Here is a 17,256-nt window from a genome sequence, read left to right on the forward strand (position 1 = left end):
GATTGTGGGTTAGCCCCCTGCATGCAAGGTGCTGACCCACAATCTGAAGCGCCAACCCCCAGGATCGGAGAGGCTAGAGGTCGACCAGGTCGAGGAGCTGGCCCAGTTCTTTGGGGTTGAGGTCGCGGAGCTCGCCGGTGTGCAGGTTGCCGCGGCGGACCGGGCCGATGGCGGTGCGGGTGAGGCGCTTGACCGGGTGGCCGACCGCGTCGAACATGCGGCGGACGATGCGGTTGCGGCCCTCGTGCAGGCTCATCTCGATCAAGGTGCGGCCGGGGACCGTGGAGACGATCTTCACCGTATCCGCCCGCGCCGGCCCGTCGTCGAGCTCGACGCCGTCGAGGAGCGTGCGCAGTACCGCGGGTTTGACGTTGCCGTCGACCTCGGCGACGTACGTCTTGGAGACCTCGTACGACGGGTGCGCGAGGCGGTGCGCGAACTCGCCGTGGTTGGTGAGCAGCAACAGCCCCTCGGTGTCGGTGTCGAGCCGGCCGATGTGGAACAGGCGCTCAGGGCGATCCTGCACGTAGTCGGTGATGCACGGCCGCCCTTGTGGGTCGGACATCGTGCTCACGACGCCGCGCGGCTTGTTCAGCACGAGGTACACGTTCGCACTCACCGGCGGGATCCGCTCCCCGTCGACCCGGATGACCGCGGACTCAGGATCAACCCGCACCCCGAACTCCGTCACCACCCGCCCGTCGACCTCCACCCGCCCTTCCTCGATCAGAAGCTCGGCATTCCGCCGGGAAGCAACCCCCGCCCGAGCCAGAACCTTCTGCAACCGAACCCCCGCGTCATCCACGGTGCCGAACTCCCTCAACAACCTCGCCGCCGTCGGCCGCTTCGGCGTCGCCGGCCGCTTCGGCGTCGCCGACCGCTTCGGCGTCATCGATGGCTTCGGCGCGATCGGTGGCATCGGCAGGGTCGGCGGCCTGCGCCTGGTCGGGCTCGGTGTCGGCTGCGGGCTCGGTTTCCTCGTCCCGGCCCGCGGCGTCCACCTCCTCCGACCCGTCGTCGTCCGCTGCGTCGACGGCAGGCTCGGACGAGCCGACGTACTCCACCTCGGACTCGTCGGCCACCTCGGCCACCTCGGACCCGTCGGACCCGGTGTGCTGCGCCGGACCGTCGGACTCGGTGTCTTGTGCCGGAGCGGTGGGCTCCGCGTCGTCTGTGGGGGTCGTGCCGTCGGCTGAAGGTGCGGGTGAGAGGGATTGGGCGGCCAACTCTTCCTCGATGTCGTCCATGTCGGGAAGGTACGGGGCCAGTTCAGGCAGATCGTCCAGGGACTGCATGCCCATGCGTTCCAGGAAGTACGTCGTGGTGCGGTACAGCGTGGCCTGCGACTCCGTATCGGCCCCCGCCTCCTCGACCAGACCGCGCGCGACCAGCGTGCGCATGACGCCGTCGACGTTCACCCCGCGGATGGCAGATACGCGCGCCCGGCTGACCGGCTGCTTGTACGCGACCACCGACAGCGTCTCCAGCGCCGCCTGCGTGAGCCTCGCCTGCTGACCGTCGAGGACGAAGCGCTCGACGTACGGCGCTGCCTCGACGCGCGTGTAGTACCGCCAACCCCCGCCGACCTCACGCAGGTCGAACCCACGCCCCTGCTCGGTGTACTCCGCCGACAACTCCCCCAGCGCGTCCGCCACATCCCCCGTCGGCCGCCCAACAGCCCGCGCCAACGTCAGCACCGGCAACGGCTCATCCGTAACCATCAGGATCGCCTCGATAGCGCGCCGCATGGTGTCGTCATCAACAACAACCTCATCCTCCACCGGCACCTCAGTCTGCCCCGGCGGCAGGTGATCCTCATCCCCGCCAGCCGACGTGACGGAGGCAGCGGCCGCGCCCCCAGCGACTACGTCCTCGGCCGTGCGATCCGCAGCGCCGGTGTCTTCGGCGGCGGCGCCATCCGCAGCGCCGGCGTCTTCGGCGGCTGTGTCCTTTGAGGCGGCGTCCTCAACCGCGGCGTCCTCAGCGCCCGGGTCCTCGACGGCCGAGTCCTCGACGGCTGTGTCCTCACCGGCAGCACCCGCGGACTGCTCCTCATGAGCATCCGCTGTAACGGCGGCCTCGTCGGGGGCCGCAGCCTCACCGTTCTCGGCGGCGACTGTGTCCTCGTCCGCGATGGCCGCGTCCGCGGCAGCCTGCCCCTGCCCTGAGCCGTCCGCAGCGACCTGCTCCTGCCCTGCGCCCTCGGCACCGGCCAACTCGTCCGAAGCGCCCTCGGCACCGGCCAACTCGTCCGAAGCGCCCTCGGCACCGGCCAGCTTGTCCGAGGCTTCGGCGCCCGCCTGGTGGTCCGCGGCGACCTGGTCCTCGGAGGTGCTCTCGGCGGCGTCGTCTACTACGGACGACTGCTCCTGCGCGGTTTCTTCCTGCGCGTCGGGCTCGACGCCGGCGGGGGTGTTGGTGTGGTCGGTCACTGGTTTGCCGTCTCGTCGGGTGCTGGGGCCGGTGGCGGGGGGATGTCGGATTCGTCGGTGGCAGTGGCGCCGGGCTCGAGCCAGTCGTTGTCTTCGGCAACAACTGGCGCCTCGCCGTCTTCGGAGGGCGGTTCGGCTTCCTCGTCGAACTCGTCGCTGACGTCGATCTCGCCCTCGTCAGTGCCCGTCCACCGGATCGTGAGCTCCCCCAGCGGCGTCACCTGATCGAACGTCACCGCGGCCTCACGGAACAACTCCAGCAACGCCAAGAACCGGCACACCGTCGTCACAGTGTCCGGCGAGTCGGAGACCAGGGCCCGGAACGTCGTACTGCGCTGCCGCCGCAACCGATCCACGATGACCAGCGCCTGCTCGCGAACCGTCACCGCAGGCGCATGCAGGTGGGCGAGCGAAACCCCCTCCGGCACATTGTCCTTCGGCGCCATCGCCCGCGCGGCAAGCGCCGCCAGCCCGGCCGGATCGAGCCCCAGCAACACCTCGGGCAGCAGCTCCGCGAACCGCGGCTCCACCCCGACCGCCCGCGGGAACCGCCGCGACTCGACCGCCATCCGCTCCTGCACCAGCGCCGCGATCTGCTTGAACGCCCGGTACTGCAGCAACCGGGCGAACAACAGATCCCTGGCCTCGAGCAGCGCGAGGTCCTCGTCGTCCTCGACCTCGCCCTTCGGCAGCAACCGCGCCGCCTTCAGGTCCAGCAGCGTCGCGGCGATCAGCAGGAACTCCGACGTCTGATCCAGATCCCACTCCGACCCCAGCGCCTTGATGTGCGCGATGAAGTCGTCCGTGATCACCGAGAGCGCGATCTCGGTGATGTCCAGCTTGTGCTTCGAGATCAGCTGCAGCAGCAGGTCGAACGGCCCCTCGAAGTTCACCAGGTGAACGCTGAACCCCTTGCCCTCGGCAACAGCTGGTTCATCGCCCGGGCCGGCCGAGCCGGCCGAGAGGTCCAGCGGTAACGAGTCCGAGGACACGGTCACTCCGCGCCCTTGAGCTCCGCGGCCAGGCCCTCCGCCGCACGGAGCCGCCGGACCAGCACCGAGTCCGGCCCGTGGTCGACGAAGTCGGCCAGCAGTACGTCGATGGCCTCGCGGACGATCCGGCCGCGGTCGGCCGTCAGGCCGTGCTCCGCGCGCAGCGCGAGTCTGGTCTGTTCCAGGCCGAGCAGCTCCTCCTCCGTCACGTACACGGTGATCTTCGTGTCGTGACGGATCCGACCACTCGACTTCCGGTCGTCGACGACCGTCGTACGGGACCGTACAGACGACGACGGTCCGTCAGTGGTGGTGCGCTTCTCGGGTCTGGTCTGCTTCGGTGCCGCACCCCCGAAGAGTTCACTGGCACCTGGCAGGCTCACCCGGCGGGACAACGCGCCAGCACCTCCTTGGCAAGGTCGCGGTACTGCGTAGCCGCTTGGGACGAGGGGGCGTATGTCGTGATGGGCTCGCCGACGACCGTGGTCTCGGGGAACTTGACGGTACGCCGGATGACGGTGTGGAAGACGCGTTCGTCGAAGGCCTGGACCACCCGGTCGAGGACCTCCCGGGCGTGCGTCGTACGCCCGTCGAACATGGTGCCGAGGATCCCGACGATCTCGAGCTTCGGGTTCAGCCGGTCCTGCACCTTGGCGATGGTGTCGGTCAGCATGGCCAGGCCGCGGAGCGCGAAGAACTCGCACTCCAGCGGTACGACGATGCCGTTCGACGCGGTCAGCGCGTTCACGGTGAGCAGACCGAGCGACGGAGCGCAGTCGATCAGGATCACGTCGTAGTTCGGGATGATCGGGTCGAGCACCCGCTGCAGCGTGTACTCGCGGGCGACCTCCTGGACCAGCTGCACCTCGGCCGCGGACAGGTCGATGTTGGCCGGCAGCAGGTCGAGGTTCTCCACCCGGGTCGGCTGGATCACCTCGTCGGGCGTGATGTCGCGCTGCATCAGCAGGTTGTAGACGGACAGCTCCAGGTCGTGCGGCTGTACGCCGAGGCCGATCGAGGCGGACCCCTGCGGGTCGAAGTCGATCAGCAGCACCTTGCGACCGGTCTCGGCGATCGCCGCGCCGAGGTTGATCGTGGTCGTGGTCTTACCGACCCCGCCCTTCTGGTTGCACATCGCGATCACCTGCGCCGGGCCGGTCTTGGCGGGTGGCTGCGGCACCGGCAGGTCCGGCAGCGGCCGGCCGGTCGGCCCGATCTTGTGACGCGGACCGTTCGGGTCGTTCACGGGTGCAAGGTCCTCCGCGGTGAGCTTGGCCGTCGGCTTCGGCATCTCCGCATAGTTGTCGGGCAGCGCCCGGGGCGTGGTCACCGGGCGGGGTGGCGGGCTGAACGGCTGGGCCGGCACCGGGGCCGGAATGTGCCCCGGGATACGGCCCGAAAGGTGGTCGGTCACGTGCTCGGTGCCCGGGAATGTCGACTCGTTCATGACTCGTCAAACCTTTCAACCGATACGGGCGATCCCAGCGACTGTAAGCGTGCATTCAAGCACTCTCAACCAGCCACTCCGCACCGGGGTGGGGCTGTTTGTCGACAAAGCTCCGAACCTGGCCGATCACCCACTCGGAGTCACCGGCCGTGAGCAGATGATCGCACACCGTCCCGGATACCCGAGCACCGGGTCTACCCTTTCACGAGCCGGTTGTAGCTGTAGAACCACGTCGGCACGGCGGCCGCCACGACCGCCAGCGCGTACGCCGGCAGCGAGTGCCCGAGCGCGGCGACGAGGACCGACACGAGCAGGCAGGGGATCTGCCAGCCGAGGAACCAGCGCAGCCGCACCTTCCCGATCACCCCGGCCACACCGCTGATCACGAAGTACAGAGCGAGCCCTCCGAACAGGTACCAGCGCTCCTTGGCCTCCAGGTGCTCCCCGGCGTGCGGGATCAGACCGCCCAGCCCGGCCGCCATGGCGACGATTGCCCCGGTGACGACGAGGTGGGCGAGCAGTGCGGCCCACGGCTCGAGCGGAGTGGTACTGCGGGGCGCCGGAGTGAACCCATACAGCGTCGTGAGCTGCCAGAGCTCGATCATCAACCAGAACGCCGCCAGCGAGGCCAGACCGACCTTCCAGTCCCAGTCCAGCTCGGTGTTGGCGTCGACGACCTGCGCCAGCGCCTCTCCGAGCACGATGATCACGAACAACCCGAGTCGCTCGTCCAGATGCCCCCGCTCGACCTGGGCGGTCGTGATCAGCGGCGGTCTCGCCGGCGCCTCGTCGCGCCGCCCGTGCCACAGGCGGCGCAACAACCGGTCCCGGAGCTGGTCCTGTTCCTGCTGACGGCGGATGCTGGTCGCACGCTGCTCCATCGCCTTCGGGTTGCGAGCACCCATCACGGAGAACATCAGGTCGGCAGCGATCCCGCCGGCCCAGAGCCAGTACGCCGTCTCCTCCGGGACGAACAGTGCGACGACCCAGGGCGCGGCCATGACGCCCTGGGTGGCCGGCCAGAAGCCGATCACCTTCCCGTCCCGGCTGGCCGACCCTGCTGCGATGCCCCGGCAGACCAGGAAGGCGACAGTGAACGCCACAGTCCGGCTGCCGCCGTGCGGTTCACCGGTGTGGTCCGGCAGCAGACCCGGCCAAACGCCCGGTACGGACGCAGCCATCACGCCGATGCCGAGCATGGTCCGCAGTACGGCGCGGCGCCTGGTGTGCTCCCCCGCGACGTTGGCGTAGACGCTGGTCGCGGTCCACACGCTCCAGATCGCGTAGAACATCGCCGCACAGATCGCGACCTGTCCGAGCGTCTCGGCGCCGTGCAGCCGGTGCGAGATCTGCGCGGCCGCGGCCACCACGGTCAGATCGAAGAACAACTCCAGCCAACTCGCGTGCCGCTCCTCAGCGGCCCCCGTCTGTTCACTCACGCGGTGAACCTTAAGAGGAAAGCGCCCGCGGATGTGAAGTCGCGTAGACCTCGCGCAGCTTGTCGACGGTCACCAGTGTGTACACCTGTGTCGTCGTCACGGACGCATGTCCCAGCAGCTCCTGGACCACGCGTACGTCGGCCCCGCCGTCCAGCAGGTGTGTCGCGTACGAGTGACGCAGCGTGTGCGGGGAGATCTCCTTCGAGATACCGGCCCGCTGCGCAGCGCGACGCAGTACCGTCCACGCACTCTGGCGGGACAGGCGGCCACCGCGGGCGTTCAGGAACAGCGCAGGCGTACCGCGGCCACGTGACACCAGATCAGGGCGTCCACGGACCTGGTACGACGACAACGCGTCGCGCGCGTACGACCCGACGGGCACTACTCGCTCCTTGCTGCCTTTGCCGCGCAACAGCACCGCACCGGCGTCCAGGTCGATGTCGTCGACATCCAGGCCGACTGCCTCCGAGATGCGTGCACCAGTGCCGTAGAGGAACTCCAGCAACGCGGCGTCCCGGGTGGCCAGTACGGCGGGCTCCGCCTCAGCTCCAGCGGCCGCTGTGAGGATCCGGGTCACCTCGTCGACAGACAGTGCCTTCGGCAGCCGCTGAGGCGGTACAGGTGGCTTCACGGCCGCGGCAGGGTCCACAGCGGCCAGCCCCTCGCGTACACAGAACCTGTGGAATCCGCGGACCGCCACGACGGTCCGCCCGGCGCTCGACGCGGTCAGCGGCGGATGGTCGGCGTCGCCCTCGCGCAACCGCATGAGGAAGTCGCCGACCACGGCCTCCGTGATCCGGCCGAGGTCGTCGATCCCGGCGGAGGCGAGGAAGTCGCCGTACCGGCGCAGGTCACGCCGGTACGACGCCAGGGTGTTGGGTGCCAGCCCGCGCTCCACCGTGAGGTGGTCCAGGTAGGTGCCGACTGCCCTGGTGATGCCCGAAGAGATGCTCAGACCAGCACCTCGTCCAGCTTCAGCTGCGACAGGTCGTGCGCCTCGGCCACCGGACCGTAGGTGACGTGCCCGTCGAACGTGTTCAGGCCGAGCGCCAGACTGTGGTCCGACTTCAGCGCCTCGCGCCAGCCCAGGTTCGCCAGCTCGATCGCGTACGGCAGCGTCACGTTGGTCAGCGCGTACGTCGAGGTGTTCGGCACCGCGCCGGGCATGTTCGCGACGCAGTAGAACAGCGAGTTGTGGACCCGGTACACCGGGTCGGCGTGCGTGGTCGGACGCGAGTCCTCGAAGCAGCCGCCCTGGTCGATCGCGATGTCGACGAGCACGCTGCCGGGCTTCATCCGGCTGACCATGTCGTTGGTGACGAGCTTCGGCGCCTTCGCACCGACGACCAGCACCGCGCCGATGACGAGGTCGGCCTCGAGTACGGCGTGCTCGATCTCGTACGCGTTCGAGGCGATCGTGAGCAGATGGCCCTGGTAGATCTGGTCGGCCTGCCGCAGCCGGGCGATGTTGCGGTCGAACAGCTGCACCTGCGCCTGCATGCCGAGCGCGATCGCGGCCGCGTTCATCCCGGAGACACCCGCACCGAGGATGACCACGCGGGCCGGGTGGACACCGGACACACCGCCGAGCAGCACGCCACGGCCGCCGCCCTGCGCCATCAGGTGGTACGCGCCGGACTGCGGCGCGAGCCGGCCGGCCACCTCGCTCATCGGGGCCAGCAGCGGCAGCGATCCGTCCGGAAGCTGAACCGTCTCGTAGGCGATCCCGGTGATGCCGGACTTGAGCAACGCCTCGGTCGTGTCCTGGCTGGCGGCCAGGTGCAGGTACGTGAACAGCACCTGGTCCTTGCGCATCCGGTGGTACTCCTCCGCCACCGGCTCCTTGACCTTGAGCACCAGCTCCGCATCGGCCCAGACGTCGTCGGCCTCGGCCACGATCCGGGCCCCGGCCGCGACGAACTCCTCGTCCGGGATCAGCGAACCGTTGCCCGCCCCCTGCTCGATCAGAACCTCGTGCCCGCCACGTACGAACTCGTGCACGCCGGAGGGGGTGATCGCCACCCGGTACTCGTGGTTCTTGACTTCCTTCGGTACTCCGACCTTCACAACTTGCCCTTCTTTCACGTTCCAGGTGTGCGGCTCACGTCGTTGTGTCCGCGGGCCCGGCGGTTGAGGGGTGTGCTGCCAGGTCGTTGCCGAGTGTAAGCCCGTGCGGTTCATACCACCCGACGGGATGGTCTGATCTTGACACGACCTTTCGCAGAAGATGACGCCATGGAGAAGGAAGTGATACCTGGCTACGGTCGGTGAGCTTTCCCACACGCAGCGACCGCCGGCCACGGCTGGGTCCCGGCTGACACGGCAACGATCATTGACGCCCATTCGTTGCCGTCAGGGATGCTTGGAACGGAGCCCGTCCGCCCCGGGTTGCACGCTGAGGTCGATCGACGAGAGGAGTACGGCGTGGCAGTCGAACTGGGACGGTACGGGGTCTGGCACGGACCCCAGCACTTCGGCCCGGAACTGGCGGCGGGACTGGAGCAGGCGGGGTACGGCGCGCTGTGGCTGGGCGCCTCGCCGGACACCGCCCTGCGCGACGCCGAGGTGTTGCTCGCCGCAACCACTTCGGTTGCTGTCGGCACCAGCATTGTGAACATGTGGAAGTCGCCGGCGGACGGCGTCGCGGCGTCGTACCACCGGCTGGAGGACGAGCACCCGGGACGGTTCCTGCTCGGGGTGGGAATCGGCCACCGCGAGCGGAACGACGACTACCGGTCGCCGTACGAGACGATCGTCAGCTACCTGGACGAGCTCGACGACGGGAAGGTCCCGGCCGACCGGCGGGCGCTGGCCGCGCTCGGCCCGAAGGTGCTGCAGCTGTCCGGGGCGCGGACGGCCGGGGCGCTGCCGTACCTGACCACGCCGGAGCACACCCGGGAGGCGCGCCGGATCCTCGGCGGCGGGGTACTGCTCGCGCCGGAGCAGATGATCGTGCTGGAGACCGACCCGGAGGTTGCGCGGGCAACGGCCCGGGACCGGCTGGCGTCGTACCTGCAGCTGACGAACTACACCTCGAGCTTCAAGCGGCTCGGGTTCACCGACGACGATCTCGCCGACGGCGGCAGCGACCGGCTCGTCGACGCGATGGTTCTGCACGGCACCGCGGTCGAGATCGCGGCGGGCCTGAAGGCCCATCTGGACGCGGGCGCGGACCACGTCGCGATCCAGCAACTGGGGCGCGAAGGCATCGACCTGCTCCCCGGATACGAGGCGCTGGCAACGGTTCTCAGCTAGACATAGTTGATGCCCTTGGCAACTATTGGCGAGGGCATCTACTACCGCATGGTGAAGTCGGCGAAGTCGAAGCCGGGTGACACCACGCAGGAGACGAGCACGGCCTTGTCCCCGGCCGGGCGTGCCGCTTGCCAGGCTCCGGCGGGTATTACCACCTGCGGTCGTTGGCCTGCTTGTACGTCGGGTCCGAGTACGACGGACTCCTCGCCGTACTCCAACCTCAACGGCCCGCCGGAGTGCCACAACCAGATCTCCGCCGACCGCACCCGATGCGGCCGCGACTCCTCCCCCGGCGCCAGCAGGAAGTAGATCGCGGTCGCGCTGTGCCGTGCGCCGCCGTACCCCTCCGGCTCGAACTCGACGTCCGACCGCCAGGTCTCGCGGTACCACCCGCCCTCGGGATGCGGCTCCAGCTCCAGCAACGTCGCCAACTCCGGCTTCTCCATGGACCGATTCTCCGGCAGAGTGCGGTGTATGACTGAGCTGCCTTCCGAGTACCACCGCAGGCTTCCGTACGGCGAACGCAGGTCGGCCGAGCCGTTGCTCGGGCATCCGTTCTTCCCGTTCGAGGGAGAGTTGCAGGTGGTGCGGCTGGACGAGCCGGTGTTGCCGGAGCCGCCGCGGAACGGTGAGGCCGGCGGCAAACCGTGCCCTAAATGTGCGGACCCGGACGGGTTCGTGATCTGGCGCGACGAGCAGTGGGCATTGAAGTCGTTCGGGGCGACCGGGCTGCCGTTCGTGGCGCTGCTCGAGCCGCATGAGCACTACCGGCTCGACAACCTGCCGCCGGAGCTGACCGCGACGCTCGGGCCGATGATCCAGCGGGTGGCGAAGGCGGTCCAGGGGATCGACAGCGTCGGCCGCACGCACTTCAACCGGTGGGGCGACGGCAGCGAGCATTTCCACCTGTGGTTCATGGCGCGGCCACTCGGGATGATGCAGCTCCGCGGCGCGATGATCGCGGCCTGGGACGACATGCTGCCGAAGATTCCCGACGACGAACTGGCGGCGAACTGCCGCCAGGTCGCCGCCGCCCTGGCCGAGGACGGCGGCGAAATGGTGGTCAGCTGACCTCCGCAGTTACCAGACGCCCAGCGAGCGGGCGACGATGATGTTGGTCTTCCGGACGGGCGCACCGTCCACGCCGGTCGGGTCGTCGGGCGTCGGCGCGATCCCGCCGGCGGCCACGCGGTCGAGGGTGGCCAGGCCGAGCCGGTCGATCGAGCCGAAGACCGTGTAGTCCGGGCGCAGCCGCGAGTCCGCGAACACCAGGAAGAACTGCGACCCGTTGGTGTTCGGGCCGGCGTTCGCCATCGCGACCGTGCCCCGCGCGTAGACCTTGCTGACCCCTGTCGGGTCGGTCGGCCAGTTCGGCAGGTCGGTCGGCAGTTCGTCCTTGTACGAGTAGCCCGGGCCACCTTCGCCGGTACCGCTCGGGTCACCGCACTGCAGCACCTTCAGCGTCGGGTACAGCGTGAGTCGGTGGCACGTGGTGAAGTCGTAGAACCGGCTCTTCGCCAGGTGCAGGAAGCTCTGCACCGTGCACGGCGCCTTCGCCCGGTCCAGCGACAGCAGCATCGGGCCCTGGTTGGTCGCCACGAGGACCTTGACGATCCCCTTGTCCGGCGTGTGCCGCGGATCCGGCGGCAGCGACACCGGACGGGCCGGCGGATCGTCCGGAGTCGTCGTGTAGCCGCACGGGCCGTTGGTGCTGGTCGGTGTGCCGGCCGGTGTGCTGGCCGGTGTGCCGGCGGCGTCGGCCGGTGCGGTGGCGACCAGCAGACTGGCCACCGCCAGCACCGCGCACGCGATCACACTTGTCTTCCTCATGAACAACCCCTCCCTAGCCTGCTGCCACGGTGAAGAGCCGCAAGTCACGGTTCTCAGGCAGACTGATGCTCACCGGCGTCTGGGTCAAGGTCACAGGCGCCGTGGCGAAGATGTGCGTGGTGACGTTGTCCTTCCCGCCGCCTGACTCGTTGCGGTACGGCGTGGTGGCGACGATGACGTTGCCGTAGTGGAGAGTGTCGCCGCCACCGCCCAGCGTCCAGTCGCTGAAGGACAGGTCGATCGGCGACGTACTGCCGTCGGCGTAGTTCAGCGTCGCCGTCGTCTGCTGGTTGCCGTTCACCGCACTGCCGACGAACGACAGCTTCGTCGTACCGGCGGGCAGGTTCAGCAGTTGACCGTCGGCGGGCACGTTGTCGGGGTCACCCGCAGGTACGTCGGGCCACGTGAACGTGAGGCCCTGCACAGTCCCAGTGCCACCAGCGGTCAGTCCAGCAGCCGCTAGCGCTTGGCGGGAGTAGCTGACGCCACCGCCGTCGTAGTCCGCCTCGGTGTGGTCACCGTTGTCGTCAGAGATGCCCACACCTTCTCGCAGTACGAAGAACGAGTTCGGCTGACCGACAACGACAGTGAACCCGACCTGTGGCAGCGCAGTACCGTCAGCCGCCTTCATCGACACCGTGACCGGGTAGCGGCCGTCCGGTGTACTGGCGGCTGCAGTGATCGTCACAGCCGCACTACCAACCTCGTCCACGTGGAACGTGCCAGTAGGAGGTGTCGCGGTGAGTCCGCTCGGCGCGTTGACCGTGTAGGTGACGTCCTGCGCTGTGCCGCTCAGCCGATGCGCTTGGACAGCGATAGGTGCACTGGTGGTGCCAGGTGCGATGACGACCCGGCTGGTGTCGGTTGACGTCTGGAACGGGATCTCACCGGTCCGCCACGACGGCGGCGCGTCCTTCGGGTCTGATCCCCAGGAGGTGTTGGCCGCCGCGCCGAGCTTGAAATCAAGCGTTCCGCCCTTCTGCACAAAGGACTCCGGCAGCCATGGCTTGCTCGACGACTTCCCGTTGACCTTCAGCGACTGCACGTACTGGGCATCCGCGCCGGGAGCGTTGATCCGGATGGTCCGGCTGCCCCGGTGGATGACTGCCCGCGGGAACAGCGGCGCCGCGACCTGCAACTCCGCCCGGCTCGGCACGTCCGGGTACAGCCCGAGCGCTGTCCATACGTACCAGGACGACATCGCGCCGAGGTCGTCGTTCCCCGGGATTCCGCCGGTGCTGGTGTTCCACAGCCGACTCATTGCCTGCCGCAACGTCTCCTGCGTCTGGTACGGCCGGCCGGTGTAGTTGTAGATCCACGGCGTGTTGATCGACGGCTCGTTGTCCATCTCCGCGTGCAGCTCGCCCGCACCGGTCAGCGCCCACGTGCCGTCCGGGTTCTTGAAGAATGCGTCCAGCCGCTGGTTCGCAGCGTCCACACCGCCCATCGCGTCGACCAGTCCGGCCCGGTTGTGCGGGACCATCCACGTGTACTGCGCGCTGCTGCCCTCGGCGAACCCGTCGTACGTCGACGGCGTGAACGCGGGCCAGGCGCCGTTGTCGTCCCGGTTCTGGACGTAGCCGCCGTTGTCCGGGTTGAACACGTTCTGCCAGTACTGCGACCTGTTCAGGAACTGCTTGTACGTCGACTTGTCGCCGGTGCGCTGCGCAAGCTGGGCCAAGGCGAAGTCGTCCGTCACGTCCTCGAGCGTTTCGACCGCACCGCCCCAGGCGTTGGACTTGGTCGGGACGTAGTGCAGTGCGAGGTACTTGTCGAGCGACGGGCGCTCTCCGATCGTCATGACCGGCTTGCCCGCCGAGCTGAGGTCCTTCGCGGTCGGCACGGTCGCCGCCTTCACCAGCGAACGCAGTGCGCCGCGAGCGTCGAAGTTCGTGCCGCCGAACGCGTAGATGCCGGCTACAGCGGGCGCGGACGGGTCACCGGTCATCACCGATGTACTGCCGGACGCGTGCGTCCACCGGTCCCAGATGCCGTCGTTCTGCGTGGCCTGGTTGAACAACGACTGCGCGATGTCCCCCGCCCGGTCCGGATCGAGCAATGTAACTAGTTGCAGTTGCGACCGGTAGACATCCCACCCGGAGAACGTCGCGTACTGCGCCTGCTGTCCGCGCGACACGGAATGCGGCTTCTGGTCGAATCCCCAGTACTGGCGATTGACGTCGCTGAACACGTTCGGGTGCAGCGACGCGTGGTACAGCGCGGTGTAGAAGGTCGTGCGCTGGTCCGTCGTACCGCCGGCGACTTCGATCCGGTCGAGCTGCTTCCGCCACGCCTGCTTGGCCTTCGCAGCCGTCATCGCCACCGACGTACCGCGAGGGTTCTCGGCACGCAGGTTCGCCAGTGCGTTGGCAGTGCTCACGTAGGAGATGCCGATTCGCATCGTCACCTTGTCCGACGCGTCATGGTCGAAGCCGACGTACCCACCGGAGCCCTTGTTCGGCGGCATCCAGCCATCGGTGCCGTACGTCGTGCCGCCACTCGCCCGAGTGCTGCCCGGAGCGACGGTGGTGTCGGTCCAGGTGCCCTGGTTCGTGAAGGGCTGGTCGAACTCCGCGACGAAGTGCAGCGTGTAGTAGCTGCGCTGCCCGACACTGGCCAGGTAGCCGCAGAAGTTGCCGCTCGTCACCGACCCGCTGACCGTGCGATGCGCCGGGTCGATGCTGAGTTGCGCGTCGCTCGATCCGACCTCGGAGTTCGACGTACGGAACATCACCGTCTTCGCCTTGCCGGCCGGGAACGTGAAGGCCGCCGACCCGGTCCGCGTCGTGGCGGCCAGCTCGGCCGTCACACCGGAGTCGAGGCCGACCTTGTAGTACCCCGGCTTGGCGACCTCGTTCGCGTGGCTGAACGTCGACGCGTAGGTCTCGTCCTTCGCGTCGGACTGCGGCGAGCTCGTGACCTCACCCGCCAGCGGGAAGATCGGGATGTCACCCGAACCACCCGCACATCCGGTCCCGCTCATGTGCGTGAGGCTGAACCCGCGGATCCGGTTCGCGTCGTACAGGTACCCACCGGGCGCGGCCGTCCGGTACGCGTTCCCACGACTCGTCTCCGGGCTGAAGGAGAACATCCCGAACGGCAGCACCGCGCCCGGAAACACGTTCCCCGCGTTCGACGTACCGACCAACGGATCAACCTGCTCGGTCGGATCGAGCGAACTCGAACCGATCCGGCTGCTGCCGACAGCCATCGACGAGCGGGAGCCGGTCGCCAACGGGTCGGGTGGTGTGGCCGTTGTCGGGTGATCACCGGAGCCGCCCGGTGACGGCGTAGGCACAGCCTGAGCCGAAGGCGTGACAGCGGCGATCAGAGCGGCGGCGAGTACGAAACTCGCGCGACGGGGCAGGGCGGAACGACGACGCATGGGCGGACCAACCTTGGGCGGTAGCGAGCTGGCGGAGTGACATCGTTGTCAGCAAGAGATACCCGGCTACCGAGCGCACGTCAAGGACTACGGAAGGTTCCGGAACTAAAGATCCTTGGCCGGCCAAGGGCTGTCGGCCGGGCGGAGGGTGTCGAAGCCGGGCCCGTTGAGGGCGGTCCAGGCAGCCAGGGAGCCCATCACCAGGATCGGGTTCTGCAGTTGGCCGGCCAGGACGGCGCCGACCACGTCGATCAGCGGAGCCCAGACGGTCTCCATGTCGGCCTCCTCGTGGAGGCGTTCGAAGGACTCGTCGGCCGCCGACAGGTCGCGGGCCAGGAAGATCCGGACCGCCTCGTTGGTCAGGCCGGGCGAGGTGAAGGCGTCGACCAGGATCCGCCAGTCGGCGGCCTTGGTCGCCGTCTCCTCCCACAGCTCGCGCTCGGCGCCCAGGCGGTACTGCTCCCCCTGGACATCGAGCAGCCCGGCCGGCGCCTCGAGCAGCTTGTACCCGACCGGATGCCGGTACTGACGCACGAGCAGCATCCGGTTGTTCTCGTCGAGCGCGACAACGCCGACCGCGCCGGGATGTACGACGACATCCCGCACGAAGGGGTCACCGCCGGGCGGCTCGATCGTGTCCCGCCGTACCGAGATCACCCGGCCGGTCTCGTGCACCACCTCGGACGAGGAGACCGGCCAGTGCTCCGGCTGATCGGCGAGCCCGGCGCCGAACCGCAGCTCGGGATGATCCTTCATCGGGCCTTGACCGGGGTCTTCTTGGCAGCAGCCTGCTTCGGCTCCTCGACCGGCAGCCGGGACTCGCGCTGACGGTCCAGCGCGGCCGCGACCAGGCCGGAGAACAGCGGGTGCGGCTTGGTCGGCCGCGACCGCAGCTCCGGGTGCGCCTGGGTGGCCACGAAGAACGGGTGTACGGACCGGTCCAGCTCGATGAACTCGACCAGCTCGTGGTCCGGCGACAGGCCGCTGAACACCAGCCCGGCGGTCTCCAGCTTGTCCCGGTAGGCGTTGTTCACCTCGTAGCGGTGCCGGTGCCGCTCCTGGATCGACGGGGCGCCGTACAGGCCGCGGACGATCGAGCCGTCGGCCAGGTTCGCCGGGTACAGCCCGAGCCGCATCGTGCCGCCCATGTCGCCGGTGCCGGAGACGATGTGCTTCTGCTCCTCCATCGTCGCGATCACCGGCTGCTCGGCGTCCGGGTCGAACTCGCTCGAGTTCGCCTCCACCAGGCCGGCCAGGTCGCGGGCCACCTCGATCACCATGCACTGCAGACCCAGGCACAGCCCGAGGATCGGGATGCCCTGCTCGCGGGCGAACCGGATCGCGCCGATCTTGCCCTCGATCCCGCGCACGCCGAAGCCGCCCGGGATGCAGACCGCGTCGACGTCTCCGAGCAGCCGGGCCGCGACCTCGGGCGTGGCGCACTCGTCGGAGGCGATCCAGCGCAGGTTCACCCGGGCGTCGTTGTCGAACCCGCCCGCGCGCAGCGCCTCGGCCACCGACAGGTACGCGTCCGGCAGGTCGATGTACTTGCCGACCAGCGCGACCGTGACCTCGTCCTTCGGGTGGTGCACGACCTTCAGCAGCTCGTCCCAGCGGGTCCAGTCGACGTCGCGGAACGGCAGGCTCAGGCGGCGGACGACGTACGCGTCGAGCGCCTCGGAGTGCAGCACCTTGGGGATGTCGTAGATCGACGGCGCGTCCGGGGCAGCGACGACCGCCTCCTGGTCGACGTCGCACATCAGCGAGATCTTGCGCTTCACGCTGTCCGGGATCGGCCGGTCCGCCCGGCAGACGATCGCGTCGGGCTGGATACCGATCGAGCGCAGCGCGGCGACCGAGTGCTGGGTCGGCTTGGTCTTCAGCTCGCCGCTCGGCGCCATGTACGGCACCAGCGAGATGTGCAGGAAGAACACGTGGTCCCGGCCGACGTCGTGCCGGACCTGCCGGGCCGCCTCCAGGAACGGCAGCGACTCGATGTCACCGACGGTGCCGCCGATCTCGTGCAGCACGACGTCGACGTCGGGGCCCGCCATCGCGAGCATCCGTTCCTTGATCTCGTTGGTGATGTGCGGGATGACCTGGACGGTGTCGCCGAGGTACTCGCCGCGGCGCTCCTTGGCGATGACGCGGGAGTAGACCTGTCCGGTCGTGACGTTGGCGACCTGGGAGAGGTCGCGGTCGAGGAATCGCTCGTAGTGCCCGATGTCCAGGTCGGTCTCGGCGCCGTCGTTGGTGACGAACACCTCGCCGTGCTGGAACGGGTTCATCGTGCCGGGATCCACGTTGAGGTACGGATCCAGCTTCTGCATGGTGACGCGGATGCCTCGTGCCGTCAGCAGACTGCCGAGGCTGGACGCTGTCAGTCCCTTGCCGAGACTGGATGCCACGCCACCGGTGACGAATACGTGCTTGGTCTGCTGGGAATTCGAAGCCCTGTCCACGGGCCTTCAGCCTA

Annotated in this window: 15 protein-coding genes; 2 read left to right on the forward strand and 13 right to left on the reverse strand. The window is 68.7% G+C overall.

The window, feature by feature from the left end:
- Positions 1-73: 73 nt before the first annotated feature.
- From ACIA58_RS40880 to ald, 8 genes are all read right to left on the reverse strand, one after another.
- Positions 74-805 carry a pseudouridine synthase gene (locus ACIA58_RS40880; protein ID WP_396409261.1) on the reverse strand — a complete coding sequence of 244 codons (732 nt, stop codon included), beginning with the start codon at positions 803-805 and terminating at the stop codon, positions 74-76.
- Positions 798-2,432: an SMC-Scp complex subunit ScpB gene (gene scpB, locus ACIA58_RS40885; RefSeq protein ID WP_396409262.1), complete on the reverse strand. Its 1,635-nt coding sequence runs from the start codon at positions 2,430-2,432 to the stop codon at positions 798-800. The genes ACIA58_RS40880 and scpB overlap by 8 nt, the downstream gene beginning before the upstream one ends.
- Positions 2,429-3,430: a segregation and condensation protein A gene (locus tag ACIA58_RS40890; RefSeq protein ID WP_396409263.1), complete on the reverse strand. Its 1,002-nt coding sequence runs from the start codon at positions 3,428-3,430 to the stop codon at positions 2,429-2,431. Before ACIA58_RS40890 ends, scpB begins: the two co-directional genes overlap by 4 nt.
- On the reverse strand, positions 3,427-3,819 hold the full coding sequence (locus ACIA58_RS40895) for a hypothetical protein (RefSeq protein WP_396409264.1): 393 nt from the start codon (positions 3,817-3,819) through the stop codon (positions 3,427-3,429). Before ACIA58_RS40895 ends, ACIA58_RS40890 begins: the two co-directional genes overlap by 4 nt.
- The gene (locus ACIA58_RS40900; protein WP_396409265.1) at positions 3,804-4,871 is read right to left on the reverse strand and encodes a ParA family protein; all 1,068 of its coding nucleotides are present in this window, start codon (positions 4,869-4,871) and stop codon (positions 3,804-3,806) included. Before ACIA58_RS40900 ends, ACIA58_RS40895 begins: the two co-directional genes overlap by 16 nt.
- 194 nt (positions 4,872-5,065) lie before the next feature.
- Positions 5,066-6,310 (reverse strand): low temperature requirement protein A, encoded by a 1,245-nt coding sequence (locus ACIA58_RS40905; protein WP_396409266.1) that lies wholly within the window; start codon positions 6,308-6,310, stop codon positions 5,066-5,068.
- Between the two features lie 10 nt (positions 6,311-6,320).
- The gene (gene xerD, locus ACIA58_RS40910; protein WP_396409298.1) at positions 6,321-7,259 is read right to left on the reverse strand and encodes a site-specific tyrosine recombinase XerD; all 939 of its coding nucleotides are present in this window, start codon (positions 7,257-7,259) and stop codon (positions 6,321-6,323) included.
- A gap of 2 nt (positions 7,260-7,261) precedes the next feature.
- The gene (gene ald / locus ACIA58_RS40915) at positions 7,262-8,377 is read right to left on the reverse strand and encodes an alanine dehydrogenase (protein ID WP_396409267.1); all 1,116 of its coding nucleotides are present in this window, start codon (positions 8,375-8,377) and stop codon (positions 7,262-7,264) included.
- A gap of 357 nt (positions 8,378-8,734) precedes the next feature.
- Here ald and ACIA58_RS40920 point away from each other — a divergent pair, with 357 nt between their 5' ends.
- On the forward strand, positions 8,735-9,565 hold the full coding sequence (locus ACIA58_RS40920; protein ID WP_396409268.1) for an LLM class F420-dependent oxidoreductase: 831 nt from the start codon (positions 8,735-8,737) through the stop codon (positions 9,563-9,565).
- A 41-nt stretch (positions 9,566-9,606) separates the two neighbouring features.
- Here ACIA58_RS40920 and ACIA58_RS40925 read toward each other — a convergent pair whose 3' ends face one another.
- A complete protein-coding gene (locus ACIA58_RS40925) occupies positions 9,607-10,011 on the reverse strand; it encodes a cupin domain-containing protein (RefSeq protein WP_396409269.1) in 405 nt (134 codons plus the stop codon).
- 28 nt (positions 10,012-10,039) lie between these two features.
- On the opposite strand from ACIA58_RS40925, the gene ACIA58_RS40930 reads away from it, so the two are divergent.
- A complete protein-coding gene (locus ACIA58_RS40930) occupies positions 10,040-10,636 on the forward strand; it encodes a hypothetical protein (RefSeq protein WP_396409270.1) in 597 nt (198 codons plus the stop codon).
- A gap of 9 nt (positions 10,637-10,645) precedes the next feature.
- On the opposite strand, the gene ACIA58_RS40935 is transcribed toward ACIA58_RS40930, so the two are convergent.
- The 4 genes from ACIA58_RS40935 to ACIA58_RS40950 form a co-directional block, all read right to left on the reverse strand.
- Positions 10,646-11,395 (reverse strand): peptidylprolyl isomerase, encoded by a 750-nt coding sequence (locus ACIA58_RS40935; RefSeq protein WP_396409271.1) that lies wholly within the window; start codon positions 11,393-11,395, stop codon positions 10,646-10,648.
- A 13-nt stretch (positions 11,396-11,408) separates the two neighbouring features.
- Entirely contained in the window at positions 11,409-14,780 is a 3,372-nt protein-coding gene (locus ACIA58_RS40940; protein ID WP_396409272.1) for a GH92 family glycosyl hydrolase, read from the reverse strand.
- 105 nt (positions 14,781-14,885) lie between these two features.
- Positions 14,886-15,536: an NUDIX domain-containing protein gene (locus ACIA58_RS40945; RefSeq protein ID WP_396409273.1), complete on the reverse strand. Its 651-nt coding sequence runs from the start codon at positions 15,534-15,536 to the stop codon at positions 14,886-14,888.
- Positions 15,533-17,242, reverse strand: a complete 1,710-nt coding sequence (locus ACIA58_RS40950) for a CTP synthase (RefSeq protein WP_396409274.1) — start codon at positions 17,240-17,242, stop codon at positions 15,533-15,535. Before ACIA58_RS40950 ends, ACIA58_RS40945 begins: the two co-directional genes overlap by 4 nt.
- Between the last annotated feature and the right edge of the window lie 14 nt (positions 17,243-17,256).

Origin of the sequence: Kribbella sp. NPDC051586, from assembly GCF_044453965.1 — a bacterium.
Lineage (GTDB): Bacteria > Actinomycetota > Actinomycetes > Propionibacteriales > Kribbellaceae > Kribbella.